This is a genomic window from Deltaproteobacteria bacterium, from assembly GCA_003194485.1.
Lineage (GTDB): Bacteria > Desulfobacterota > Dissulfuribacteria > Dissulfuribacterales > UBA3076 > UBA3076.
In genome coordinates this window covers 1-22,701 of the sequence record PQXD01000007.1, presented here as the reverse complement: position 1 = coordinate 22,701, position 22,701 = coordinate 1, and the positions used below count along the sequence as shown (strand labels likewise).

28 protein-coding genes are annotated in these 22,701 nt (G+C 49.5%); 17 read left to right on the top strand and 11 right to left on the bottom strand.

Annotated elements, in window-relative coordinates:
• Positions 1-206: 206 nt before the first annotated feature.
• From C4B57_05415 to C4B57_05405, 3 genes are read left to right on the top strand one after another with little or no spacing between them, the layout of a single operon-like run.
• Positions 207-842, top strand: coding sequence for a site-2 protease family protein (locus C4B57_05415; protein ID PXF54771.1), 636 nt, complete (start codon positions 207-209; stop codon positions 840-842).
• An 11-nt stretch (positions 843-853) separates the two neighbouring features.
• Positions 854-1,861: a tryptophan--tRNA ligase gene (gene trpS, locus C4B57_05410; protein ID PXF54770.1), complete on the top strand. Its 1,008-nt coding sequence runs from the start codon at positions 854-856 to the stop codon at positions 1,859-1,861.
• The gene (locus tag C4B57_05405) at positions 1,828-2,586 is read left to right on the top strand and encodes a chromosome segregation protein ScpA (GenBank protein PXF54769.1); all 759 of its coding nucleotides are present in this window, start codon (positions 1,828-1,830) and stop codon (positions 2,584-2,586) included. Before trpS ends, C4B57_05405 begins: the two co-directional genes overlap by 34 nt.
• Before the next feature lie 111 nt (positions 2,587-2,697).
• Here the strand turns inward: C4B57_05405 and C4B57_05400 are convergent, their stop codons facing one another.
• The 10 genes from C4B57_05400 to rpsF form a co-directional block, all read right to left on the bottom strand.
• Complete coding sequence (locus tag C4B57_05400; GenBank protein PXF54768.1) at positions 2,698-3,915, bottom strand: YeeE/YedE family protein; 1,218 nt, start codon at positions 3,913-3,915, stop codon at positions 2,698-2,700.
• A gap of 223 nt (positions 3,916-4,138) precedes the next feature.
• A complete protein-coding gene (locus C4B57_05395; GenBank protein ID PXF54767.1) occupies positions 4,139-6,367 on the bottom strand; it encodes a hypothetical protein in 2,229 nt (742 codons plus the stop codon).
• Between the two features lie 58 nt (positions 6,368-6,425).
• Positions 6,426-7,103, bottom strand: a complete 678-nt coding sequence (locus C4B57_05390; GenBank protein PXF54766.1) for a hypothetical protein — start codon at positions 7,101-7,103, stop codon at positions 6,426-6,428.
• Between the two features lie 4 nt (positions 7,104-7,107).
• On the bottom strand, positions 7,108-7,608 hold the full coding sequence (locus tag C4B57_05385) for a CDP-archaeol synthase (protein PXF54765.1): 501 nt from the start codon (positions 7,606-7,608) through the stop codon (positions 7,108-7,110).
• A 147-nt stretch (positions 7,609-7,755) separates the two neighbouring features.
• The gene (gene rsmG / locus C4B57_05380) at positions 7,756-8,433 is read right to left on the bottom strand and encodes a 16S rRNA (guanine(527)-N(7))-methyltransferase RsmG (GenBank protein PXF54764.1); all 678 of its coding nucleotides are present in this window, start codon (positions 8,431-8,433) and stop codon (positions 7,756-7,758) included.
• Positions 8,402-9,772, bottom strand: a complete 1,371-nt coding sequence (locus C4B57_05375) for a replicative DNA helicase (GenBank protein PXF54763.1) — start codon at positions 9,770-9,772, stop codon at positions 8,402-8,404. The genes rsmG and C4B57_05375 overlap by 32 nt, the downstream gene beginning before the upstream one ends.
• Before the next feature lie 18 nt (positions 9,773-9,790).
• The gene (locus C4B57_05370) at positions 9,791-10,243 is read right to left on the bottom strand and encodes a 50S ribosomal protein L9 (GenBank protein PXF54762.1); all 453 of its coding nucleotides are present in this window, start codon (positions 10,241-10,243) and stop codon (positions 9,791-9,793) included.
• A 78-nt stretch (positions 10,244-10,321) separates the two neighbouring features.
• On the bottom strand, positions 10,322-11,197 hold the full coding sequence (locus C4B57_05365) for a hypothetical protein (GenBank protein PXF54761.1): 876 nt from the start codon (positions 11,195-11,197) through the stop codon (positions 10,322-10,324).
• Between the two features lie 194 nt (positions 11,198-11,391).
• Positions 11,392-11,661: a 30S ribosomal protein S18 gene (gene rpsR / locus C4B57_05360; protein ID PXF54760.1), complete on the bottom strand. Its 270-nt coding sequence runs from the start codon at positions 11,659-11,661 to the stop codon at positions 11,392-11,394.
• Positions 11,658-12,062 (bottom strand): 30S ribosomal protein S6, encoded by a 405-nt coding sequence (gene rpsF / locus C4B57_05355; protein PXF54759.1) that lies wholly within the window; start codon positions 12,060-12,062, stop codon positions 11,658-11,660. The genes rpsR and rpsF overlap by 4 nt, the downstream gene beginning before the upstream one ends.
• Positions 12,063-12,288: 226 nt before the next feature.
• Between rpsF and C4B57_05350 the strand changes: the two genes are divergently transcribed.
• From C4B57_05350 to C4B57_05315, 8 genes are all read left to right on the top strand, one after another.
• Positions 12,289-12,507 (top strand): hypothetical protein, encoded by a 219-nt coding sequence (locus C4B57_05350; GenBank protein PXF54758.1) that lies wholly within the window; start codon positions 12,289-12,291, stop codon positions 12,505-12,507.
• 284 nt (positions 12,508-12,791) lie between these two features.
• On the top strand, positions 12,792-13,235 hold the full coding sequence (locus C4B57_05345; GenBank protein ID PXF54757.1) for an Hsp20/alpha crystallin family protein: 444 nt from the start codon (positions 12,792-12,794) through the stop codon (positions 13,233-13,235).
• Between the two features lie 18 nt (positions 13,236-13,253).
• On the top strand, positions 13,254-15,629 hold the full coding sequence (lon, locus tag C4B57_05340; protein PXF54756.1) for an endopeptidase La: 2,376 nt from the start codon (positions 13,254-13,256) through the stop codon (positions 15,627-15,629).
• A gap of 177 nt (positions 15,630-15,806) precedes the next feature.
• The gene (locus C4B57_05335; protein ID PXF54755.1) at positions 15,807-17,138 is read left to right on the top strand and encodes a signal recognition particle protein; all 1,332 of its coding nucleotides are present in this window, start codon (positions 15,807-15,809) and stop codon (positions 17,136-17,138) included.
• Positions 17,139-17,433: 295 nt separating this feature from the next.
• Positions 17,434-17,694 (top strand): 30S ribosomal protein S16, encoded by a 261-nt coding sequence (rpsP, locus tag C4B57_05330; protein PXF54754.1) that lies wholly within the window; start codon positions 17,434-17,436, stop codon positions 17,692-17,694.
• A 45-nt stretch (positions 17,695-17,739) separates the two neighbouring features.
• Positions 17,740-17,970: an RNA-binding protein gene (locus C4B57_05325; protein PXF54753.1), complete on the top strand. Its 231-nt coding sequence runs from the start codon at positions 17,740-17,742 to the stop codon at positions 17,968-17,970.
• 30 nt (positions 17,971-18,000) lie between these two features.
• Positions 18,001-18,735, top strand: coding sequence for a tRNA (guanosine(37)-N1)-methyltransferase TrmD (locus tag C4B57_05320; protein ID PXF54855.1), 735 nt, complete (start codon positions 18,001-18,003; stop codon positions 18,733-18,735).
• Positions 18,702-19,292, top strand: a complete 591-nt coding sequence (locus C4B57_05315; GenBank protein PXF54752.1) for a hypothetical protein — start codon at positions 18,702-18,704, stop codon at positions 19,290-19,292. The genes C4B57_05320 and C4B57_05315 overlap by 34 nt, the downstream gene beginning before the upstream one ends.
• 37 nt (positions 19,293-19,329) lie before the next feature.
• Here the strand turns inward: C4B57_05315 and C4B57_05310 are convergent, their stop codons facing one another.
• Complete coding sequence (locus tag C4B57_05310; GenBank protein ID PXF54751.1) at positions 19,330-19,533, bottom strand: hypothetical protein; 204 nt, start codon at positions 19,531-19,533, stop codon at positions 19,330-19,332.
• A 33-nt stretch (positions 19,534-19,566) separates the two neighbouring features.
• Here C4B57_05310 and C4B57_05305 point away from each other — a divergent pair, with 33 nt between their 5' ends.
• The 6 genes from C4B57_05305 to C4B57_05280 all read left to right on the top strand — a co-directional run bounded on the left by C4B57_05305 (position 19,567) and on the right by C4B57_05280 (position 22,596).
• On the top strand, positions 19,567-19,917 hold the full coding sequence (locus C4B57_05305; GenBank protein PXF54750.1) for a 50S ribosomal protein L19: 351 nt from the start codon (positions 19,567-19,569) through the stop codon (positions 19,915-19,917).
• 4 nt (positions 19,918-19,921) lie between these two features.
• Positions 19,922-20,554 carry a ribonuclease HII gene (locus tag C4B57_05300; GenBank protein ID PXF54749.1) on the top strand — a complete coding sequence of 211 codons (633 nt, stop codon included), beginning with the start codon at positions 19,922-19,924 and terminating at the stop codon, positions 20,552-20,554.
• Positions 20,551-20,949 (top strand): YraN family protein, encoded by a 399-nt coding sequence (locus C4B57_05295; protein PXF54748.1) that lies wholly within the window; start codon positions 20,551-20,553, stop codon positions 20,947-20,949. Before C4B57_05300 ends, C4B57_05295 begins: the two co-directional genes overlap by 4 nt.
• A 156-nt stretch (positions 20,950-21,105) precedes the next feature.
• Complete coding sequence (locus C4B57_05290) at positions 21,106-21,348, top strand: hypothetical protein (GenBank protein PXF54747.1); 243 nt, start codon at positions 21,106-21,108, stop codon at positions 21,346-21,348.
• A 128-nt stretch (positions 21,349-21,476) separates the two neighbouring features.
• Positions 21,477-22,016 (top strand): hypothetical protein, encoded by a 540-nt coding sequence (locus C4B57_05285; protein PXF54746.1) that lies wholly within the window; start codon positions 21,477-21,479, stop codon positions 22,014-22,016.
• Between the two features lie 400 nt (positions 22,017-22,416).
• A complete protein-coding gene (locus C4B57_05280) occupies positions 22,417-22,596 on the top strand; it encodes a hypothetical protein (GenBank protein PXF54745.1) in 180 nt (59 codons plus the stop codon).
• Positions 22,597-22,701 lie beyond the last annotated feature (105 nt).

The window sequence follows — 22,701 nt, the reverse complement described above, 5'->3', positions numbered from 1 at the left end:
GGTGGAATAAGGCTCTTATGACAATGAATCTCAATAATCAGCATTTCCAGAAAGTCCAGAGGGGCATAAGGCCAAAATTTGGCCGAATCGAAATCTTCGGCTGATATGATTTACGGGACACGCTCAATAGTCATAATAGCCTTTTGGACCCCGGTGAAGGAGACAGGGAAAAGGTTTGAAAATCCGGTGGCCTGTCATTTAATGAAATGGATTTTGCTGCCATAATACAGAGATTCGCAATACTCACACCACCCATACTTCTTGCTGTTACCGTGCATGAAATGGCCCACGGGTGGGTGGCTTATCGCCTCGGCGACCCTACTGCAAAGCTTATGGGACGGCTTACCCTTAACCCTATCCGTCATCTCGATCCCATCGGCACAATGGTATTTTTTATTACTCAGACCATAGGTTGGGCAAAACCGGTACCGGTTAACCCCGGTTATTTTAAAAATCCCAGGAATGGCATGGTCTGGGTCTCGCTGGCAGGTCCAGGGGCAAATATCCTTCTGGCAATATTGAGCGCTGTTTTGTTGAGGCAGTTCCTGGGGCCGTTTTGGGAGGCGTCGGGCTTTTTTATACGCCCGGTTCTATACATGGCATATGTGAGTGTGCAGATTAATATAGGGCTTGCGGTGTTCAATCTCCTCCCTATCCCGCCTCTCGACGGCAGCAAGATACTTATGGGAATACTTCCTCCCGGCCTGGCAAGCTCTTTCGAGAGGTTTGAGCGTTATGGTTTTCTGCTTATTCTGGTACTTGTCTTTACAGGGGTAACCGGCCGCGTTATCGTTCCGCTGATCCTATATCTGAATAAACTCCTATTGGGAACGGTACTTTGAGGCAGGCCTTTATGAATAAACAGGCAAAACAGCGAATACTGAGCGGCATGAGGCCCACCGGCAAGCTGCACCTGGGGCATCTGCACGGTGTGCTCGAGAACTGGAGGCGTCTTCAGGATAAATATGAGTGCTTCTTTCTTGTGGCTGACTGGCATGCCCTGACTACCAGTTACGAACGCCCGCAGGATATCCCGTCAAACATGGATGATATGGTGCTGGACTGGCTGGCAGCGGGCATAGATCCGGACAGGGCCACCCTGTTTATCCAGTCAGAAGTAAAGGAGCATGCAGAGCTTCATCTCATGCTTTCCATGATCACGCCTGTTTCATGGCTGGAACGCAATCCTACGTATAAGGAACAACAGCAGCATCTCAAGGAAAAGGAACTGGCAACCTTTGGTTTTCTGGGTTATCCAGTGCTCCAGGCTGCTGACATATTACTGTACAAGGGTAACAAAGTGCCTGTAGGCGTGGATCAACTGCCCCATATTGAATTGGCCCGGGAAATCACGCGCAGGTTTAATTATCTGTATAAGGATATTTTTTCAGTACCTGAGGCCCTGCTGGCTGAAGTCCCCAAGCTTCCTGGCCTGGACGGCAGAAAAATGAGCAAGAGTTATGGAAACTCTATATTTCTGTCAGATCCTCCGGACGTGGTAAGAAAAAAAATATCCACGATGATCACTGATATAAAGCGGCCGAGGATGAGAGATCCCGGTGATCCTGAAAACCGCTGTATAGCCTTCAGGCTTCACAGGCTTTATCAGCCACCGGAACAGCTTGAGGTCATTGTATCTGAATGCAAGGCGGCCAGGCGGGGCTGTGCGGCATGTAAGAAAGAGCTTGCCGAGGCCATTATCCGAAAAATGGATCCGATCTGGCAGAAGAGAGAGGCCCTTGCTGCCGATCCCGGCAAGGTCAGGGCCGTACTGGCAGATGGGGCCAGCAGGGCCAGAAAGGTTGCACAGTCTACAATGGCCCAGGTCTGGAGCGCCCTTTGGAACCGGAATGCCAGGTAAAGCTGGAGGTCTTCGAGGGACCTCTGGATCTGCTTCTTCACTTAATCCAGAAGAATAAGATCGAAATTACCGATATCCCCATAGCCGTGGTGACCGCCCAGTACCTGGAGTACCTGGAGTTCATGCAGGCCGCCCTTGACGTGGTGGTAGCCGGTGAATATCTGGTGATGGCTGCCACCTTGATGCACATCAAGTCCAGAATGCTCTTGCCAAGGCCTGATCCTCCAGATCCTGAAGACGATCCCAGGCTCGAGATAGTCCGGCCCCTTCAAGAGCTGGTCCAGATGAGGGAGGCAGCCGCGTCCCTTGAGCGCAGACCGATACTGGGCAGGGACGTGTTTATCCGTGAAGGGGGGCTGGAGGGTGAAGGGTTAAAAGTTTGGGAAGAGAGAACCACTGGGCCTGAATCTGAATGGAATTTTGATGCAAGCCTTGCAGATCTCATTACTGCCTTCAAAAAGGTGCTGAGGAACAGCTCTCTTCCCAGGGTCCTTGAAATCACCAGGGCCAGGGCCAGTCTTTCTGAACGAATGGAATCTCTTGCCGAAGAACTCGGGCAGACCGGAAGTATGCGGTTCTTTGATCTTTTTTTTTCAGAAGAGCGGGAAATGATCATTGTTACGTTTCTGGCAATACTTGAGCTTGCCCGGTTGGGCAAGGTGCGTCTTTTGCAGAAAAGCCCGGGTGGAGATATCCTGGTCTTCTTAAGGCGTGGTGATGGTTAAGCTGCTAATTGATGCCTGCATCGTTGTGCAAAAAGCCCGACAGGACAGAAAACCCGCCGGGCTTTTTATTAAATTACCTTGATAAACAGAAAGGCGAAATTTCTAAGCCGACTACATCGGTACGACCAGCTTTTCCGTCTCTTCATTCCAGTTCACAATGACCCACCAGAGGGCCATTGCAAGAAAGATAAGGGCCAGGGTGCCTCCGTAGCCGAGCCAGGTGTCAGGCATGTACACAAAGCTGCCGAATTTGCCGCTGTTGGTTATGCCTTCATCTAACCAATCCTCCATTCCTTCCCAGTCATTGGCCTTGAACCACCCATCTACAATGGCATTAGAAACGCCGAAGAAAAGTCCCACAATCCATAGCTTAATCTGACCCTCACCCATGCGCCAGAGGGTTCCGGTTCCGCAGCCTCCGGCAATTACACCGCCAAAGCCGAAAATAATGCCTCCTACAACGCCGCCCCAGCCAAAGAAACCCCTGACATAGTGTTCAATCGCCCGGAGCTCGGTAAATTTGAGGACCGCAACTCCGGCGGCCACAATAGCTACACTGAGGGCCACAGACTTGGCCATTTTGGCATCACCTGACAGGTGAGGCTCACGAAAGCCCTGAATCATGCACCAGCGCCCGCGCTGCATTGTATATCCAATGCAGGCAGGAATAATCAACAGCCCGGCCAGCCGTACCAGAGCATCATCGTCACTGGTTGCATAGACATTAGTCCCCCAGATAAGAACACCAAGTGCGGCAATACCCAGGATGATCTGGAGGGGCAAGGGAAGTCCGAAGGTCTTTGCTCCACCAGAGCCCCAAGAAATATGCTCCATTTCCCAATAAAGGTACTTGACAGCGATCACTGCACCTATGATGATCCCCACGAACATACAAAATCCACTGGCAGAGAGATTCCCAACCGAATTGTAAAAGCCGCCTATGTTACATCCACCTGACATGGCGGAACCGATGCCCATTAATATCCCTGCAAAAACCGCCTTCACCAGCTCCAGTCTCGGGGGAATCCTGATGGCAAAGTCCCCTCCAAGGCAGGCCGAAATAAAGGCACCTGCCACAAAACCCAGGCCGATGACAGAACCGCTGTTGACGAGGATACTTGATGGTTTATCCCCAAATACGTGTATGCCATAGAGTATCCACTGGCCCCAGTTTCTCACAGCGCCGACCGCACCCCAGGGACGGGCCCAGGCCAGGCAGATAATGCTCAAAAGGGCGACCAGGATACCACAGAGAGTGGCATTCCATTCCCCTGTACACAAAACCTTGTAAAGTTCTTTAAATTTTTTCCCCAATATGCTCTCACTCATCAATCCATTCCTCCCCAAAAGCCTTATCTTCTGAAACTTGACTGCATATCTATATAATTTGGCATCCCAACTAACTAAATATTATTACTGACAAATCTCCAAATAGTCTCGTTTCGGTCAGGATAAATCGATCGCTTTTTCATAGCAGTCTCATCATGGGCTGTCAAGCCTGATCATGCGTTTCGCTGGCACTGAAGGCGCACCTGGTTCAGCCCATAAATTCTTAATCCTTATGGCCCCAGCCTCCAATGCCCAAAAGCTCAAGGTGGAATGAAAAGCGGGTTTCGTCCTCGTCCTTTTTCAATTCGCCTTTAAGGGCCCAACAAGTTGATTGGTACCGGAGACCAAAAACGGAATCAAGATCTGAGTCTTCGGAGAGATTCCTCTTTAACTCACATATTCCATACCAGGAAGGTGAAAATGCAGTATATATCTCAAGGTTGAGTTCATTTATGTGGGCAAAGCAGTTGTACCTGTAATCTATATCCAGATGATCGCCTGTAGAGTTTGATAGGCGCCCCAGGAAGTTGTACCTGGTAAAACCTTTTCCATAGACATTGTATGTAGTGTCATAGCGCATAAAGAAGTTGGGGAAAGGTCGAAGATCCAGCTCGGCATAAATCTCGGAAAAATGTCCGGGGTCATCTTCACCCGGCAGGTCTCTCATGTTTTCCCTGGTGTCATAGCTCTGCTCTACGAAGAACCTTACAACGTCTGTATAGGCAAATCTGTTATTGCCAAGGGGAGTTTTGCTGCTGAGGAACGAGAGCAGGGACCATGTAATCCGGTTTACGGGTTCAAGCCGGTCCAGGGCGTCGATATCAGGCAGATCGTCCTGGTCCTCAGAGGGGCGATACTGGTAAGTCAGCCTGGGCCGTATGCTGTGTCTTACGGTCTTTTCGCCCGAAAGGCGATAGGTCCGTCCAAAAGTCGTGCTCAGGTCGGCTTTCAGATTACAGAGCAGCCTGTTGGGATGGCTATCGGGGTGCTGTTCCGGATCATGGCCGCCGGTCTCATACACGGTCTCTTCGATGGATCCGCTTAAAATTAAATCGGCCAGGTTATAGAAATTTAACGGCAAGGATATCCTTGGCTCTATGTGCAGGCGTTGTTCCCTAATACCTGTCTCTCTCCAGTAATATACATACGAGGTAGCCCAATCATAGTAAAAAGGGGAATCAAAGAGAGGCTTTCTGAATCCGTGAAGCTCCAACCTGGGATATGTCTGTACGGTCTCATCCTGTTTCCCTGCTTCCAGGTTATCGTTATAGCGGCCTTCGCTTCCGAAAAACATGTCCTGTGTGAGCTTGGTTATCTGGAGAGTTGAAGGGCGAATCAGGTCAGTTTCGTCAGTTAGGGAACGGCCAAAGGTCTTTCGGAATGCCCTGTTTGTTTCATCGTAACCCATCGGCCCGTCATCAAATTCCAACAGGTAATCCCTGTCGCTGACCGTGTCCGCGTCCACCTTGGCTTCAAGGCCCCAGGGGAGTTGCTGGTCTGCCTTTGCCCTCAGCCACCAGCGTCTTTCATTACCTCTTGTATGCCCGTCATCGTTGAAGTCGTCGTCTTCCAGGGTATCTACCAGGAAGTTGTATCGGAGGATTCCCCTGTCTTTCTCGGAAAATACATGACGGAGCTCCACTCCCTCCATCCATCCCCTCTCAGCCATGGGGTGCTGATAAAAAGTGGCATCCATGCTGTCGTTAATGGCCCAGAAGAAGGGGACATTAAGCTCTGCTCCATTCCTTTTGGACGAAGAAAAGTAGGGTAACAATAATCCTGTTTTTCTGTATTTGTTTATGGGCAGTATAACCCACGGGCTGTAGAGCACGGGAATGTCCCTTATGTTGAAGGAGCTGCTTTTGGCAAAGGCCATGCCTTCAATGGTAAGCCTGAGGTCCCGACACTTGAAGCTCCATGCCTGCTTGGGAAGAGGACAGGTACTGATGGTGGCATGTTTTGCCCGATATTCTTCAGGACCTGTCTTCTGGATCTGTTTGGCCAGAAGGTGTATGTTATTTCTCTGCAAAAAGAGCTCGGCATTCTCTATTGTGCCTGTAGATGTATTGAGATCCAGTTCTCCTTCTGTTCCCTTCAAAACATCCGTGTCGAGGTATATGACCACATTGCCGTTTGCCCATACCTTGGCCCTGTGCCTGTCATACATGATCCGGTCTGCACATACCTTGAGATCACCCCTCCAGACCCGGACTGCTCCTTCGCCCATAATTACATCCGAAGAGTGGAAATAAGTCAGCCGCAGGGCCTCTATGTGCCAGGGCTCAGCCCCTGGTGAAGGACTGGCCTCGATTTGAGAAAGCGTTTTTTCTTCTTTAAGCTGTCCGGCTAAGGCCCTTTCAGGTCCTGAGGCCGTCAGACCCGTTGCCGGAAGTGTCAGCACAAGGCCCAGTATGAGCAGAACGATTCTCTGGATATGAGTGTGAGTTTCCATAACCTGGACCGTTTAGTATCACATGGCCATAGTGCTTTCAATAAAGAGGGACTAAAACTCAAAATCTTTTTAGGATCCTGTTTCTCCAGAACATCTTTAATTCGATTTTCAGCAGGAGAGACAGGGGAAGTGGACGAGTGACTATCCGGACCTTACCGGACTTGACGGCCCGGATAACCGATTCCGGTTCAGGTTCCGCCTCTATGAGCGAGTAAGTAGTGTGGAACTGGCATCTTTGATGGGCGTCGGAAGATCCCACCATGGGGAGATCGTGTTCTTTTGCAAATTTTATCGCAGGGCGGTTAAAGTCCAGCCGCTCAGAATAAAAATGGCAATATTCCACTGCGTCAAAGAGATTGACATGCCGCCTCAGCATGCCCCTCAGTGACACCAGGCCGGGAAAATATGGGTGGGGAGCAATTATCAGGTTATCAGGCCTTTTCAAGTAATCCAGACGGGCGATTTTGTCACGTTTCACCTGTTGAAAATCCATGTTATGAAGGAGTACATGCCGGCCCTGGATTGTTGCCTCCATACCCGGTATCAACACTATTCCCCTTTCTTTGGCATAATCCCTCAGGTATCCGCTATAGGTGACACAATTGTGGTTGGTTATGGCCAGTACAGAGTATCCCAGCCTGCAGGCCATGTCTATGAGTTCGGTTGCGCTGTAAAGAACAAGATCTTCAGGGTCTTCGGAAGTATGTATGTGGAGGTCTGCCTTTAAGATAGCCATGAATTCAGTGAGGATTTTTCCTGAGATGAAGAATGTAAAGGAGTGGAGAGAGGCCGATCTCAAGTAATGTGAAGGAAGAGACTATCAGGATTATCTCAGTCCAGCAGATGAAGAGGCTGTCCTTGAGTATCCATAAAGGGAGAAATGACTCGAGGCCCTGATCCAGCAAAAAGGCCCTGTCACCACTTTTCAAACCCATACGTCGTTTTGCAAGGCTTGAGATCAGATCGCCGGACATGGAGCAAATGGCAAGCTTAAGCCCGAGAACAAGGCCAAAAGGCGTAAAGTAACCGGCCAGACCCGTCCCAACGACTGAAATGATTATTCCCCTCCAGGTCTTGTGCGGGCCCAATAGATAACGGCCGTCTATCCATTTATATCCCATGTCCAAGGGAGCGGAAAGGCGTTCCTTGAGAACGACCCTCCCCAGTATGGGCAGAAAGTTACTCCAGCCAAGAAGAAGCAGGATCATGATATCCCGCTGCCACAGGTGTAGTTCTGCCATTTGTCCTTGCGGTAATTATTCGCTCTCTCCCTGGCGATCGGCAGACTTTTGCAGGGTTTCAACCGCGGGCAAATTGCAACAAAAGCGGCATTTGCACAGATTATGCTTTGAAACCCGAAAAAGTCTGCCGATCGCCAGGGAGTGTAATCAGCATTTTCGTAGCATAATGAGATTTCGTCTAAAGCTGCCAACAGGTGTTTGGGTCTTTATGATACTGGTTTCCCATCCATGCCTTTGCAGGCAGCCGATTTCCCTTTTCAGTTTTTCGTTCATCCCGGGACCCTTCATGGCTATTACCAGGCCGTTTGCTGACATTAAAGGCCCGGCCATGCGGGCAAGCTCGTCCAGAGGCCCTGCTGCCTGGCTGACGATAATATCAAAGCCTTCCGGCGGGGAATGTCCTGGTATATCTTTGGGGCTCACTCGACAGTGCTCTGCCCGGATACCCGTAAGGCCGATTTTTGCAATCATGGTATTGAGAAATGAGACCTTCTTCCGGACTGCATCAACAAGTACTATTTCAAGATCGGGACAAAACAGCTTGAGTATGAATCCAGGAACCCCGGGGCCCGTGCCTATATCCAGCACATAGTGGACATCCTCCGGCAGGACACGAATCAGAGTCAAGGTATCGCCCACGTGCTTGACGGCCATTTCCTCCATGGTCTTGAGGCCGGTCAGGTTGGTGTGCTGATTCCAGGAATGAAGCTCCTCTATATAGACCCTGAGGTTTGTTATGAGCTCCCCTGATGGCCTTACACCACCTTCCTGCAAGAGCTCATGTAACAGAGACTCAATATTCTGATTCGCGAGACAGGTTGGCAAAGGTGGCGTATTTGTCTACAAAGGCCAGCTTTACAACACCAATGGGACCGTTTCTCTGCTTCCCCAAGATGATTTCAGCCATGCCCCTGTTCGGGTTGTCCTCGGATCGATTATAGACTTCGTCCCGGTATATGAAGGCTATCACATCCGCATCCTGTTCTATGGCCCCTGACTCCCTGAGGTCCGCCATCTGCGGTCTTTTGTTCGGCCTGTCCTCTACCTTGCGGTTGAGCTGAGACAGGGCTACTACAGGGACATTCAGCTCTTTGGCCATTGCCTTAAGTGACCTTGAGATCTCGGAGATCTCCTGCTCCCGGCTCTCGTTGCGTCCCCTTCCCCGCATGAGCTGCATGTAATCCACCAATATAAGGCCAAGCTCGTGCCTGGTCTTAAGTCTTCTGGCCTTGGCCCTTATCTCCATGACGGATAAGGCCGGTGTGTCATCGATAAAGATAGGTGCCTCGGAGAGATGACCCGCGGCGTTTATCAGCTTCGGCCAGTCCCGCTCGCTCAGGAAACCCGTCCTTACCTTCTGTGCATTGACCATGGCCTCTGAGCACAGCATTCTGAGGGCCAGCTGATCCCTGGACATCTCCAAAGAGAAGATCGCAACACATACATCGTTGGCAATGGCTGCGTGCTGCGCGATATTCAGGGCAAAGGCGGTCTTTCCCATGCTGGGACGACCTGCAACGATAATAAGGTCGGATGGCTGAAACCCTGCAGTCAGCCTGTCCAGATCTGTAAAGCCTGTTGGCACGCCGGTAATCAGTTCCTTGCGCTCGTACAGATCCTCAACCTTCTTGATGCTGTCCCTGAGTATGCTCTTGAGGGGGTGAAAGGCCTGACGGATTTTGGCCTGAGAGATCTCGAATATGGATGCCTCGGCAGATTCCAGTATCTCATCCACATCCCCTGCTTCTTCGTAGCAAAGGGTGGATATGTCCGATGCCTTTTGAATGAGGCGGCGGAGGACGGCCTTGTCCCAAACGATTTTGCCGTAGTAGCCGATATTGGCGGCCACAGGTACGGTTTCCGTGATCTCCGCCAGATAGGCTGCCCCCCCGACCGCTTCAAGTTTTCCCATGGATTTCAGGGCATTGTGAACAGTTACAAGGTCTTGAGGCTCATTTCGGTTAAAAAGATCCAGCACTGTAGCATAGATGACACTGTGGGCCTCTTTGTAAAAGTCCTCCGGGCGCAGAAATTCAATAACCTTCAGAAGGGCCTGGTCCTCGATCAGAATGCCTCCGAGGATACACTGCTCTGCTTCCACATTTTGTGGCGGAATACGGTATCCAGATGGTTCGATGACAGTCTTGAGGGATGTTATGGACATCTTTGCGGATTGCTCAATCTAAACAGATTCCAATGGAACCACACTTACTTTGACTGTGGCCCTCACATCCGTGCTGAGTCTTATTGGGATCTCAAATTCGCCAAGGGCCTTGATAGGTTCGTCCATCTGTATCTTTTTACGATCAATTGAATACCCCTGTGATTCTATGGCATTGGCTATGTCCAGACTGGTAACCGAACCATAAAGACGATCTTTTTCACCTACCCGGACAGGTATGCTGATATCCAGTTCGCCAAGCTTAGTGGCCAGAGCATCGAACTCATCGCGTTCCTTGGCAGCTTTGGCCAGGATAAAGGCCTGCTGGCGCTCAAGCTGAGAAATATTTTTTCTGCTCGCAAATATTGCCTTGCCCTTAGGGAGCAGAAAATTGCGGGCATAGCCATTTGCCACCTTAACCATGTCTCCGGCCTTACCGAGAGAAGGGATAGTTTCTTTAAGGATGACTTCCATTTACTGGGACCTCGAGGAAATATTTGTGTTTAAAATGATTTCAAGTTTCAAGGGCTTCCTAAATATTAATTCCGGCTTTCAAGCCTGTCCGCCTGATGGCGCCTTATCTCTCAGATTGAACCATACGTCAGACAGTCCTATAATAACGATAAGCATTAGACCATACCACTGGATGCAAAGCAATATATATGTGATCCAGCGGATAAATGCGGGGACCTTCAGCCTTCCAAAATAAAAGGCAACTACTGCAATCCCTTGAAAAAAATAGATACTACTCAGCACCAGCAGGGCATTTTCTCCGCAGGTTTTTAACATACCTTTTCCTAAAAAGGCCAATCCGCCTGCTGCTATTATGGCCCAGACCAGTGGTTCAGGCAATTTCCATTGAGTGAAGGCCGGCGCAAATGCCTCGCCCTTAAGACTTTTGGCCAGATATATTTTTGGTACCAATATATTACTCAGGCTTATGACCAGAAAGACCGAACCTAACAGTCCCGGCAGAAAGCGTATAATAACTTCTTTGAACTGCATGAACCAGCTTTCCAGTTCCGCTTGGTATATGCCGGATGACGTCTCTTTATAAAGGGCCAGACTCTGGTCCATATCTTCGGATATCAACTGGACGACCTTATTATATCCGTCAAGCAGATCAGTGCCTGATCCGGCAGTGAGCACAGCCATGAACGTTATATAAAGACAGGCAAAACCTGCCAGAAGGGTCTTGATCCCGGACCAATTCTGTTTTCTCGCAACCACGAGGACTATTGCAAGCCCTGCAGTCTGGATCAGCCATACTAAGCCCTCGGGCTTCATGATCAGGTGGCAGAGCAAAAAGCCCGCTGCAAGGTTTCCGAAAATAATCGAATTTGCCAGACCAAGACCGATGTCTTCGGTTATTACAACAAGAATTCCTGGTACTACAAGCTGGAACAGAGGCGCGATCTCCCCAATCATAAGGGGTACTAAGAGGAGGACAGAAGCCAGAACCCACTTGATTGAGAGTTTTGGAGAATAAGCCAACTGCTTTATATGAAAATCTCAGGCTTTTATGTTTGAAGGTTCAGGGTTCAGAGGTTCCGGGGTTGCCGAAAATCTAAACCGGTGATTCATGAATTTTGAACCTCTAATCCTGAGCGGTCACTAAATCTCTAATCTTTAATTATATGACCTGATGTGAATGGCAACAAGGCCATTATTCTGGCCTGCTTTATGGCCGCAGTCAGTCGTCTCTGGTGCCTGGCGCAGGTCCCGGTAATGCGGCGGGGCAGTATCTTTCCCCTTTCAGTGATAAAATGACTCAAGGTCCGGTGGTCTTTAAAGTCTATGGCCATGGACTTGTCGGCACAAAAGCGGCAGACCTTCCGGCGCACATATATGCGGCGATGGTGCCTTGTATGATTATTTATTGAATTTTTCATTCTTTTTCTCTTTTTTCCACGGACTGATCGGGATCCAGAGCCTCTTCAACTGTTTCAGCAGGTGGAGCAGACTCGTTCCGTGCCTTGGCGGGCGCTTCAGGGTCAAATTTGTCATTTAGCTTTATGGTAATGAATTTCATCACACCCTCATTCAACTGCAGTTTGCGGGTAATCTCCGAAACGGATTCGGAAGGCATGCCGTATTCCATTACCACATAATAGCCCTGAGTCTGTTTTTTCACCATGTAAGCCAGTTTCTGAAGGGGCCAGGGATCAATCTTTACTGTTTTGCCATTTTTTTTTGATATGATTTCCTGGAGTTGTTCAGAGATGGAAGCACGTTCCTCGTCGGTGAGGTCCGGATGGAGGAGATAAAACGTTTCGTAATGCCTTAATTCCATATATGGTCTCCTTATGGGCTGTATAATCCGGCCCTGATCAATGCCTGCACATAGCAGAACAGGCTTTGTCAGGGCAAGGAGAAATAAAAGAGGTCTTTCTATTACATGAGACCAGTGCCTGAGTCAAGAGCAAATTGTAAATATTCGGTGAACCCGTTATATCCTGCCTTGGAGCGGTTACCTTTTTCCGGGTTTCAAAGCTCACTCATCGCGGACCGGAGAGGCAGTGCAATCCGGCCCGCTACCCAAAATCCCGAAAAAAGGCAAACCGCTCCTGCGGCAGGGCACGGATGGCAACCGTTCACTGGAAGGGGATATTTCTTTGAACAGTTTAACGGAAGCCCCCGTAGTTTTCTTGGCTTTTGCTGTGGGGGAAACCCCGGCTCCTGAGCGCAGCGAAGGAGAACGGGGAGGGGGCAAGACTCCCCCATGTCAAAAGCCTTAAGAAAACAAGGGGCTGAAGTGTTAAGTGAAAAGAAATATCCCCTTCCAGTGAACGGTTATGCGGGACCACGGGTTCATAAGAATATTTACAGCAAATTTCTTTCTTTATCTTGATTATCAATGACATGTGACCTATTGTCTTTTGGAAAGGATAAATGTAACTGTTTGACGTTCAGAAGTTCAAAGGTTCAGGGTTTACTGAAAATCTAAACCGTTGATTCGTGAGTTCTGAATGGAGAAGGCATCATGGGAACGATTTGAGGATGACAAGGGATTCAAACGGTTATGGAGGGAGCTATGCCGGTCATAAAGATAAAAGTGGAGCGTGCTCTTCTGCAAGATCGGGTAAGATGCTTGGCAGATGATTTCTTTCAGGTCTCAAGACCTATTGTGCTTTCAGGAAGAGGCTGGGTGCCGGCGGTAGACATTTATGAAGGCCCTGATGCTGTTTACGTGGTGGCAGATACAGCAGGCGCAGACAAGGAAAGCCTCCATCTCATCTTTAAGGGGCAATTCCTGCATCTGGCCGGCCGGAGACGTCCGCCAGTCAGTTTGGACAACAGACGTTTTTATCAGATGGAAATTGAATACGGCCCTTTCGAGCGCATCATTCGCATTCCGGTGGCTGTGGATACTGAACAGATGGAGGCATATTACGAAAACGGGCTGCTCGTTATACAGATGCTCCGCAAAAAAGCAAATAACACCATAAAAATTGATGTATCCTGATAGCGATTGAGACTGTCAATGAGTGAAAATACACACACAAAGGAAAATACCAGGCACAGCACGATCCGTGAGCTTCCGGTATTGCCAAGTGAAGATCTCGTGTTGTTTCCGCACATGGTTGTTTCATGGGTGGTGGAACAGCCGAATTTGGTCAAGCTGGTTGATGACGCCCTGGCAACAGACAGGACCGTGGCCGTAATATGCACAAAAAAAGCAGAGGATAAGAAGCCCTTTAGTTACCATAAAGTGGGTACAGTGGGCCTTATTCTCCGTATGGCTAAGAATGAGGAAGGCCATGCGAGGCTGATAGTCCAGGGGGTCACCAGAGTCAGGCTTCTGGAAATTACAGAAGAGGAACCGTATGTAAAGGCAAAGGTTGAGCCGGTACAGAATATAGACAGCCATGAAATTGAGACCCAGGCCCTTGTGGTAAATGTCAGGCAGGTTTTTTCCAAGGTGCTGGAACTGTCTCCCAATCTCTCCAAAGAGCTCGGGATGATGATAATGAGCGTAGATGATTCAGGCACCTTGGCAGACGTGGTGATAAGCCATCTCAATATTTCAACTGATGACAAGCAGGCCGTATTGGAGGCATTGGATGTCAAGGAGCGGCTGAAGGCGGCCCTTCGTATTCTGACCCAGCAGCTTGAAATTCTCGAACTTGGGCACAAGATCCAGTCCCAGGTCAAAGGACAGGTAGAGAAGACACAGAAGGAATACTTTCTGAGAGAACAGCTAAAGGCCATAAAAGAAGAACTTGGGGAAGGCGAGGAGAAACCGGATGAGATCGAAGAACTGAGAAAAAAACTGGAGGTCAAGGGTCTGCCGGAAGACGCCATGAAAGAGGCCGAGCGCGAGCTTGATCGTCTTTCCAGGATGCATCCCTTTGCCCCTGAGTATACAGTAGCACGGACCTATATTGACTGGCTGCTTGAGCTTCCCTGGAATGAGTTTACAGAAGATCATCTGGACCTGGACCAGGCGGAACGGATCCTCAATGAGGATCACTATGACCTGGAGAAGGTAAAGGATCGGATCATAGAATACCTGGCGGTAAGAAAGCTCAAACCCGACGCCAAGGGAACGATCCTGTGTTTTTACGGTCCTCCAGGCACCGGCAAGACCTCTCTTGGCAAATCAATTGCCCGTGCCATGGGGCGCAGATTTTTGAGGATAGCCCTGGGAGGCATGAGGGACGAGGCGGAGATTCGCGGGCATCGCCGCACTTATGTAGGGGCCATGCCAGGGCGTATTGTTCAGGGCATCAGAAAAGCAGGGGTCAAAAACCCCGTGCTGATGCTGGATGAAGTTGACAAAATAGGAGTGGATTTCAGAGGGGATCCTGCTTCTGCCCTTTTGGAGGTATTGGACCCGGAACAGAACATCACCTTTACAGATCACTATCTGGGAGTAGAGTTTGATCTCTCAAATGTGATCTTTATTGCTACTGCAAACGTACTGGATACTATACCCAGCCCCCTGCTGGACAGGCTGGAGGTATTGGAGCTTTCGGGCTACACCCTTGAGGAAAAGCTTGAGATCGCCAGAAAGTACCTGATTCCAAGACAGATTGAAGCACACGGTCTGACCAGGCGAAATCTCACTATCAATAAAACGGCCTTGTCCAGGATCATCAGTGCCTACACGCGGGAGGCGGGAGTCCGGAATCTCGAAAGGCAGATAGCCGCTGTGTGCCGGGGTGTGGCAAAGCAGGTGGCCAAAGGGCGGACAGATAAGGTGCAGATAAATATAAAGGGCCTGGAGCAGTACCTGGGACCGCACAAATTTACGGCCGAGGTTGCAGAAAGGACCAAGGTCCCGGGGGTAGCTACAGGACTGGCGTGGACTCCCTCAGGAGGAGAAATCCTGTTTGTTGAGGCCGGCAAAATGAATGGTTCCGGGAAGATATTGCTTACAGGAAAGCTGGGTGATGTAATGAAGGAATCCGCCCAGACCGCCCTGAGTTTTGTCCGTTCCAAGGGTTCAGATCTGGGTATTCCGACCGATGCGTTCAGGGATAAGGACATCCATGTCCATGTACCCTCAGGGGCCATACCTAAGGACGGCCCTTCTGCCGGAGTGGCAATATGTATGGCGCTGATATCCCTTTTTACGGGTTGCCCTGTCAGGCCTGAAGTAGCCATGACAGGCGAGATTACCCTGAGAGGACTGGTCCTTCCCGTGGGGGGAATCAAGGAAAAGGTGCTGGGTGCGCACAGGGCCGGTATAAAAGAGATAATTCTGCCCAAACGCAACGCAAGGGATCTTGATGAAATACCTTCTCATGTCAGGGATACCCTGAAATTTCACCTGATATCCAGGATAGATGATGCAGTGAGTGTGGTGTTCGGGCCCAAAAGACGAAAAAGGCATCAGGTTGACACCTCGAGATGAATTAAGTAGATTTCCCTGATTTTACTGTGGGCAGTCATAATTTGGATTTTATTTTCATCATGAAGGGCACGAAGAAATTATAAAAAAACCGTTCCTCAATTCCGACCTCGTGTTCTTCGCGGTTCATTTTTTGCTGTTCAGCAAGCACGGACCACAAAATTTGGTATGTAAGCAGTTATGTTTGACAATCTGAGTGAGCGCCTGAATTCCGCATTCAAACGCCTTAAGGGTTATGGAAAGCTTTCAGAGGAGAATATCCAGGAGGGCCTGAGGGAGGTCCGCCTGGCCCTTTTAGAGGCAGACGTAAACTACAAGGTCGTAAAGGACTTTATGGCCCGGGTAAAAGAGCGGGCTGTTGGACAGGATGTAATGGAAAGCCTGACTCCTAGCCAACAAGTTGTGAAAATTGTCCATGAGGAGCTTATAGCGTTATTAGGGGGGCATAATAAGGGTCTGGAACTTGCCGGACGCCAGCCTGCAGTTATACTTCTGGTGGGTCTTCAGGGTTCAGGTAAGACCACGACTGCCGCAAAGCTCGCTCGCTGGCTGAAATCAAAGGGACGCAAACCATACCTCGTGCCTGCCGACGTTTACAGGCCTGCTGCCATAGAGCAGCTGAAGATCCTTGGCGACCAGTTAAAAATAGATGTATTCCCTTCAGGGCCGGCTGTTTCTCCTGTGGACATAGCCAGGCAGTCAGTTGCCAGAGCGGATAGCGCCCGCCTCGATACGGTTATCATTGATACCGCAGGCCGTTTGCATATAGACGAGGTCCTGATGGGAGAGCTCAGGGAAATAAATGCCGCTGTGTCCCCACAGGAAATCCTGCTTGTGGCAGATGCCATGACCGGACAGGATGCCGTCAATGTAGCCCAAAGGTTTGACCGGGAACTTTCTATTACAGGTATTGTGCTCACCAAGCTTGAGGGTGACGCCAGAGGAGGTGCCGCCCTTTCAATGCGTGAGGTTACGGGGAAGTCCATCAAGCTCATAGGTATAGGTGAAAAGCTTGACGCCCTGGAACCCTTTCACCCGGATCGAATCGCCAACCGGATTCTCGGAATGGGGGATGTTCTCAGCCTGATTGAGAAGGCCCGTGATACCATTGACAAGAAGAAGGCCCTGGAGCTTCAGGACAAGCTTAAGACGGATACCTTCACATTGGAGGACTTCAGAGACCAGTTGCGTCAGATAAGGAAGATGGGAAGTCTTGAGCAAATCATCTCCATGATCCCCGGCCTGAACAAGATGAAGCAGTTGAAGGGACTGGCCCCTGACGAGAAAGAACTCATACAGGTTGAAGCTATTATTAACTCCATGACAATCCAGGAGCGCAGGAATTACACTATCATAAATGGCAGCCGCAGAAGGAGGATAGCTAAGGGTAGCGGCACTGCCGTACAGGATGTAAATCGTCTCCTCAAAAATTATGCTGCAATGAACAAAATGCTTAAAAAGATGAGGAAATCAAAATTTAGACAGTTCCCCAAGGGCCTTATGCCCTTTTAATTATTTATGACTATTGAGTTAGCTCCGTTTCGATATATAGTCTTTGATTATTGGGTAATCATCCCTTGTCCCTCCAATGCTCTCGTCCCTTGTTTTTTGAGACTTTTGCAGCATGGGACCCTCCCTGTTCTCCTCCGCTGCGCTCCGGAGCCAGGGTTTCCCGTACTGCAAAAGTCAGGAAAACTACGGGACTTCCGCAAGTCGCTCCAAGGGATGATTACCCAATAATCCCGTTATAATTAGCATATGATGCGGAGCTAACTCAATAGTCATATAATTATTTTCGGAGGTAAATATGGCGATAAGGATTCGTTTGACCCGGCGTGGACGCAAGAAGAAGCCGTTTTATCGCGTGGTGGCGGCAAATTCCGAGGCTAAAAGAGATGGCAGGTTTCTTGAGATCCTCGGCACCTATGATCCCCTGAAGGACCCGGCGGTATTCAAGGTCGATTCATTCAAATTGGACAAGTGGCTGAGATTGGGTGCCAGGCCTACGGATACGGTGAGATCCTTGCTCAAAAGAGCCGGCCACCCATTGGAACCTGATCAACAGTGATGATATAATACCGCCACACGAGGACATTGACTGCGGAGGCGAACGATGAAGGAGCTGATTGAATACATAGCGAAGGCGCTGGTAGATAATCCTGAGACGGTGGAGGTAAACGAGGTCGAAGGAGAGCAGACATCGGTTATAGAACTTAAGGTATCCAAGGAAGACCTTGGAAAGGTGATAGGCCGGCAGGGACGTACCGCCAGAGCAATGAGAACCATACTCAATGCCGCATCCACAAAGATACGGAAGAGGGCGGTCTTAGAGATACTTGAATAGTTGATGGGCACTGGTTCATCAAAAAAGCCGATGCTCTTTGACATAGTTACCATCTTTCCCAATTTTTTTGATTCGCCCTTAAAGGATGGGGTGGTGAGGCGGGCCATTGAGGCGGATATCCTGAAGGTCAGGACAATCAACCTCAGGGATTTTACTACGGACAGGCACCGGACTGTCGATGACAGGCCCTTTGGTGGTGGAGAGGGCATGGTGATGAAGCCCGAACCAATCTATAGGGCCCTCAAGGTCTTGAAAGAGGAACCGCCTGAGGCCAGGATCATTTTGCTGAGCCCCAGGGGGAAGTTGCTTGACCAGGCCCTTGCCGGGGAGCTTGCCCGGTTCGAACGACTTATCCTTATTTGTGGCCGATACGAAGGAGTAGATGAGCGAATTCGCGAGCACTGCGTAGATCTTGAGTTGTCTGTCGGAGATTATGTCCTGTCCGGCGGCGAGATTGCAGCCCTTGTATTGATAGAGGCCGTCGGCAGGCTTATACCTGGTGTATTGGGATGTGAGTCATCGGCAGAAAAGGATTCTTTCAGTGACGGTCTCCTGGAGTTCCCTCAATACACCCGACCCAGGATTTTTAAGGGCTGGGAGGTCCCGGAGGTATTAATGTCCGGAGACCATGCAAGAATTGCAAGGTGGAGAAGGGAGCAGTCCCTTGGCCTCACTTATGAACAGAGGCCGGAACTCCTTAACAGGGCCGGATTGGATGAAAATGACATTAAATACCTCAGGAGCCTGGGGTGGGAAGAAAGCTGATCTACCTTGCCCTGGTCCATTATCCGGTCCTGAATCGCCACGGTGAGCTGATAGCCTCGGCCATCACCAATCTGGACATCCATGATATAGCAAGGCTTGCCCGGACCTATGAGCTATCGGCATATTACCTGGTTACTCCGTTGCCTGATCAGCAGGTCCTGGCACGGCGCCTGGTTGATCACTGGCTGGAAGGAGCAGGTGGGGGCATTAATCCGGATAGACGAGAGGCCATGGGGCTTATAAGGATTGCTGGAGATATTGAAAAGGTCCGCAGCGAGATAAATCTTGAGACAGGAAGGAGCGTTCTTGTATATGCCACTACTGCCAGGAAATGGCCGAACTCGATAGACTGGCCCAGTTTGCGGAAAAAGATAGAAGATCAAGGCCGCGATAGCGTTTTGCTTCTCTTTGGCACTGCTTCCGGATTTGATAACAGTGTGCTTGAAAGTGTTGACGGGGTGATTTCCCCTATAGAGGGTAACCGGGAATACAATCATTTGCCGGCCCGCGGTGCAGTTGCAATAACCCTGGACCGGCTTCTGGGGGACAGGAATTAATACAGGGAATTAATAATGTTGAGCGTTGAATTGTGGATCATTTGTAACCGGTCACAGGGTGCTTCTTCTTCCAACATGCTCTCGCCCCTTGTTTTCTTAAGGCCTTTGCAGCATGGGACCCTCCCCGTTCTCCTCCGCTTCGCTCCGGAGCCGGGGTTTCCCATGCAGCGAAGGCCAAGAAAACTACAGGGCTGACGCAAATCGTTTTCAGAAGGAGCACCCTGTGATCGGTTACGATCATTTGGCACTCGCCATTTTCAGGAGGATATAACTGATGGAAATTTTGCGTAGACTTGAATTTGAAGAGATGCGAACAGATATTCCGGACTTTAGGCCCGGAGACACGGTGCGTGTAAGTGTCAAGATTCGGGAGACAGATGAAAAGGAGCGCATACAAGTATTTGAAGGCGTGGTAATCAGCCGCAGGGGCAGCGGCATGTCTGAGAGTTTTACTGTAAGAAAGGTCTCTTACGGCGTTGGCGTAGAGCGCATCTTCCCCATAAACTCCCCAAGAATCGAAAAAATCGAACTGGCAAAAGAAGGCCGGCACAACCGGGCCAAATTTTACTATCTACGTGGTCTCAAGGGCAAGGCAGTAAGACAAAAGATAAGCTCTCGTTCTTGATTTCATGAAAAACGGCCGCAGAGATTCAGAATCGGATTTTTTGTACTTTGAGCGTAGTTTGTGGGACTATGGTCTTGATCCGGTTGCAGGTCTTGACGAAGTCGGACGTGGCTGCCTGGCAGGGCCGGTAGTGGCTGCTGCTGTGATTTTTTCACCTGATATTCATCTTCCCGGTGTTCGGGATTCAAAGGCCCTTTCCTCAAAACAGAGGGAAGACCTTAACAGGGCGATAAGAGACAAGGCCTTGGCGGTCTCCGTGGCCCAGGTGGAATCCGCGGAAATAGACCGGATAAATATCCTGAAGGCAAGCCTTAAGGCAATGGCCCAGGCTGTGGATAGCCTGGACCTTCGGCCCAGGGCCTTACTTGTTGACGGTAATCAAGCAATTCCCCACATTCTGCCTCAGAAGACCCTGATAAAAGGAGACCAGAGGTCTCTTTCCGTGGCGGCCGCTTCAATAGTAGCAAAGGTATTCAGGGACAGCCTTATGGAAGAGATGCACCGGTATTATCCCTATTACAACTTTGCCGGCAACAAAGGCTATGCGACTCCGGAACACCGTAAGGCTATCAAGCTCTACGGCTGTTGTCCGATCCACAGGAGAACCTTTAAGGGAGTGCGGGAGCACGCAGCATGAACCCTGAACCTATGAACACCCGCAGACATAATTATGCCAAGGAATTAGGGAAAAAGGCAGAAGAAATCGCTGAAGCCTTTTTCAGGGAAAAGGGATATCATATCGTCGAGCGGAACTATCAGGTGCCGTGCGGTGAGATAGACCTGATCCTTGAGGACCGCTCACGGGTGATCTTTGTAGAGGTAAAGTCCCGGGTAAATGCTAAGTATGGACTGCCCCAGGAGGCAATAACCTATCACAAACGGCGTCAGATTATACGGGTTGCCAAGTGGTATCTTCAGGAAAGGGGCTGTCTGGACAGGGAAATTCGATTTGATGTCCTGGCGATCAGATTTCACGGTTTTAAAAAACCTGCCATTGAACATATACCCTGGGCGTTCGATTTAGAGGAATAAACCATCCTTACGAGCCGGAGAGGCAGTGCAATCCGGCCCCGCTACCCAAACCCCCGCAAAAAGGCAAGCCGCTCCTGCGGCAGGGCACGGATGGCAACTTCCACAGTGGACCACGGGTTCACCGAATATTTACTTTACAAAAAAGGAGGGAGCAGGATGACAGTTGATACATTGTGTGGAGTATTAGGATGGTGCGCTGTAATTAATATGGGAGTATTGTTATTGTGGTTTTTATTCTTAGCATTTGCTCATGATTGGGTTTATCGCATGCATAGCAAATGGTTCAAGATTCCAGTAGAAACGTTCAACGCAATTCATTATGCTGGTATAGCTTTTTTAAAGATAACTATATTTATTTTTAATATTATTCCGTATTTTGCATTACGGATTGTTACATAAAAAATTATAGTGGCCTCCTCAACACACTGATTTCTCAAGGGATAAGGTGCCTCACTTATATTGACATAGAGGAATAAAACATAAACAGCCAATGCATTGTCCCCACCTATCACTTGCTATAATTTGATTTGTTCAAAGTCCTGCAGAAAATGAAAAGAGAAAATTCTGACAAAATGCCGTTTAATGTTGCTGGGATAGTAAGGGAACTTGCCCTTAGATATGGATGGGGAGGCAGGCTATTGAGGGGAATGATCTGGGATGTCTGGGAGGAGATCGTAGGTCCCCAGGTCGCGATCCATGCGTGGCCGGAACGTTTCTCGGAGCGAGACATTCTGGTAGTCGTGGTAACGGACTCTGTTTGGATGCAGCAGCTCTGCTTTCAAAGGCAGCTCTTTATTGATGGGCTGAATACACGCTTGCCGTCCGGAGCCAAGATTAAGGACATCAGGTTTATTTTAGGTGACGTGGCAGAGGTGCGGTCCCGTTGGCTTTCCCATAAGGCACCGAAGAGAGGTATGCTGAAAAAAGGAAAGGCTCAGATCCCGAAACGTGCATTGGATGCCGCGGAGGATATGATGGAACCTTTACGGGATCAGAAGTTAAGGCAGGCGATGACGGACCTTTACCTGAAATATTCTGAACGAAAGAAACATAATCCTGAATGGTGAACCCTGAACGTCGAAGGTCATATAGCACGGAGTGACTTCCCGGGCAAATATTCGGGTGAACCCTCAGGCCGGAATTGAAGCGGTAGTTTTTACAGCGCATGAAATCACAGATCAGCCTTGAATATTATTTATTACGCATATGATACATGAAAGCAAAGGAGTTTAGTAAAACGGGGTCAAGGACTTTGGATATTCTGCATGTGGCCTCAGCTTTATCAGTCAACGGCCGGCTTTGCTGAGAGTGATAGTGATTTTCACATTCTCCTCTTTGAATAACAAGTCTTCAGGGGGGGAAACCAAAAACAAAAAGCGAAACCTAAACCTTGAGGTTCAATTCCCAATCAAAGTTTTCGACTTGACGCCAGCTTTGGGATGTATATGTAAATATCCGGTGAACCCGTTGTATCCTGCCTTGGAGCGGTTACCTTTTTCCGGGTTTCAAAGCTCACTCATCGCAGACCGAAAGAGGCAGTGCAATCCGGCCCGCGATCGAAACCCTGCAAAAGGCAAACCGCTCCTGCGGCAGGGCGCGGATGGCAACCGTTCACAGGAAGGGGATATTTCTTTGAACAGTTTATAACGGAAGCCCCCGTAGTTTTCTCGGCTTTTGCTGTGGGGGAAACTGCATCGCCTTAAGCGCAGCGTAAGGCGAATGCAGAGGGGGCAGGACATCCCCCATGTCAAA

What these genes read in the sequence shown, in the direction of transcription:
- C4B57_05415 (PXF54771.1), top strand. Translation starts at nt 207, where the DNA reads ATGGATTTTGCTGCCATAATACAGAGATTCGCAATACTCACACCACCC.
- trpS (PXF54770.1), top strand. Translation starts at nt 854, where the DNA reads ATGAATAAACAGGCAAAACAGCGAATACTGAGCGGCATGAGGCCCACC.
- C4B57_05400 (PXF54768.1), bottom strand. Translation starts at nt 3,915, where the DNA reads ATGAGTGAGAGCATATTGGGGAAAAAATTTAAAGAACTTTACAAGGTT.
- C4B57_05395 (PXF54767.1), bottom strand. Translation starts at nt 6,367, where the DNA reads ATGGAAACTCACACTCATATCCAGAGAATCGTTCTGCTCATACTGGGC.
- C4B57_05390 (PXF54766.1), bottom strand. Translation starts at nt 7,103, where the DNA reads ATGGCTATCTTAAAGGCAGACCTCCACATACATACTTCCGAAGACCCT.
- C4B57_05385 (PXF54765.1), bottom strand. Translation starts at nt 7,608, where the DNA reads ATGGCAGAACTACACCTGTGGCAGCGGGATATCATGATCCTGCTTCTT.
- C4B57_05375 (PXF54763.1), bottom strand. Translation starts at nt 9,772, where the DNA reads ATGTCCATAACATCCCTCAAGACTGTCATCGAACCATCTGGATACCGT.
- C4B57_05370 (PXF54762.1), bottom strand. Translation starts at nt 10,243, where the DNA reads ATGGAAGTCATCCTTAAAGAAACTATCCCTTCTCTCGGTAAGGCCGGA.
- C4B57_05365 (PXF54761.1), bottom strand. Translation starts at nt 11,197, where the DNA reads ATGATTGGGGAGATCGCGCCTCTGTTCCAGCTTGTAGTACCAGGAATT.
- rpsR (PXF54760.1), bottom strand. Translation starts at nt 11,661, where the DNA reads ATGAAAAATTCAATAAATAATCATACAAGGCACCATCGCCGCATATAT.
- rpsF (PXF54759.1), bottom strand. Translation starts at nt 12,062, where the DNA reads ATGGAATTAAGGCATTACGAAACGTTTTATCTCCTCCATCCGGACCTC.
- C4B57_05345 (PXF54757.1), top strand. Translation starts at nt 12,792, where the DNA reads ATGGAGGGAGCTATGCCGGTCATAAAGATAAAAGTGGAGCGTGCTCTT.
- lon (PXF54756.1), top strand. Translation starts at nt 13,254, where the DNA reads ATGAGTGAAAATACACACACAAAGGAAAATACCAGGCACAGCACGATC.
- C4B57_05335 (PXF54755.1), top strand. Translation starts at nt 15,807, where the DNA reads ATGTTTGACAATCTGAGTGAGCGCCTGAATTCCGCATTCAAACGCCTT.
- rpsP (PXF54754.1), top strand. Translation starts at nt 17,434, where the DNA reads ATGGCGATAAGGATTCGTTTGACCCGGCGTGGACGCAAGAAGAAGCCG.
- C4B57_05325 (PXF54753.1), top strand. Translation starts at nt 17,740, where the DNA reads ATGAAGGAGCTGATTGAATACATAGCGAAGGCGCTGGTAGATAATCCT.
- C4B57_05320 (PXF54855.1), top strand. Translation starts at nt 18,001, where the DNA reads ATGCTCTTTGACATAGTTACCATCTTTCCCAATTTTTTTGATTCGCCC.
- C4B57_05310 (PXF54751.1), bottom strand. Translation starts at nt 19,533, where the DNA reads ATGATCGTAACCGATCACAGGGTGCTCCTTCTGAAAACGATTTGCGTC.
- C4B57_05305 (PXF54750.1), top strand. Translation starts at nt 19,567, where the DNA reads ATGGAAATTTTGCGTAGACTTGAATTTGAAGAGATGCGAACAGATATT.
- C4B57_05300 (PXF54749.1), top strand. Translation starts at nt 19,922, where the DNA reads ATGAAAAACGGCCGCAGAGATTCAGAATCGGATTTTTTGTACTTTGAG.
- C4B57_05295 (PXF54748.1), top strand. Translation starts at nt 20,551, where the DNA reads ATGAACCCTGAACCTATGAACACCCGCAGACATAATTATGCCAAGGAA.
- C4B57_05290 (PXF54747.1), top strand. Translation starts at nt 21,106, where the DNA reads ATGACAGTTGATACATTGTGTGGAGTATTAGGATGGTGCGCTGTAATT.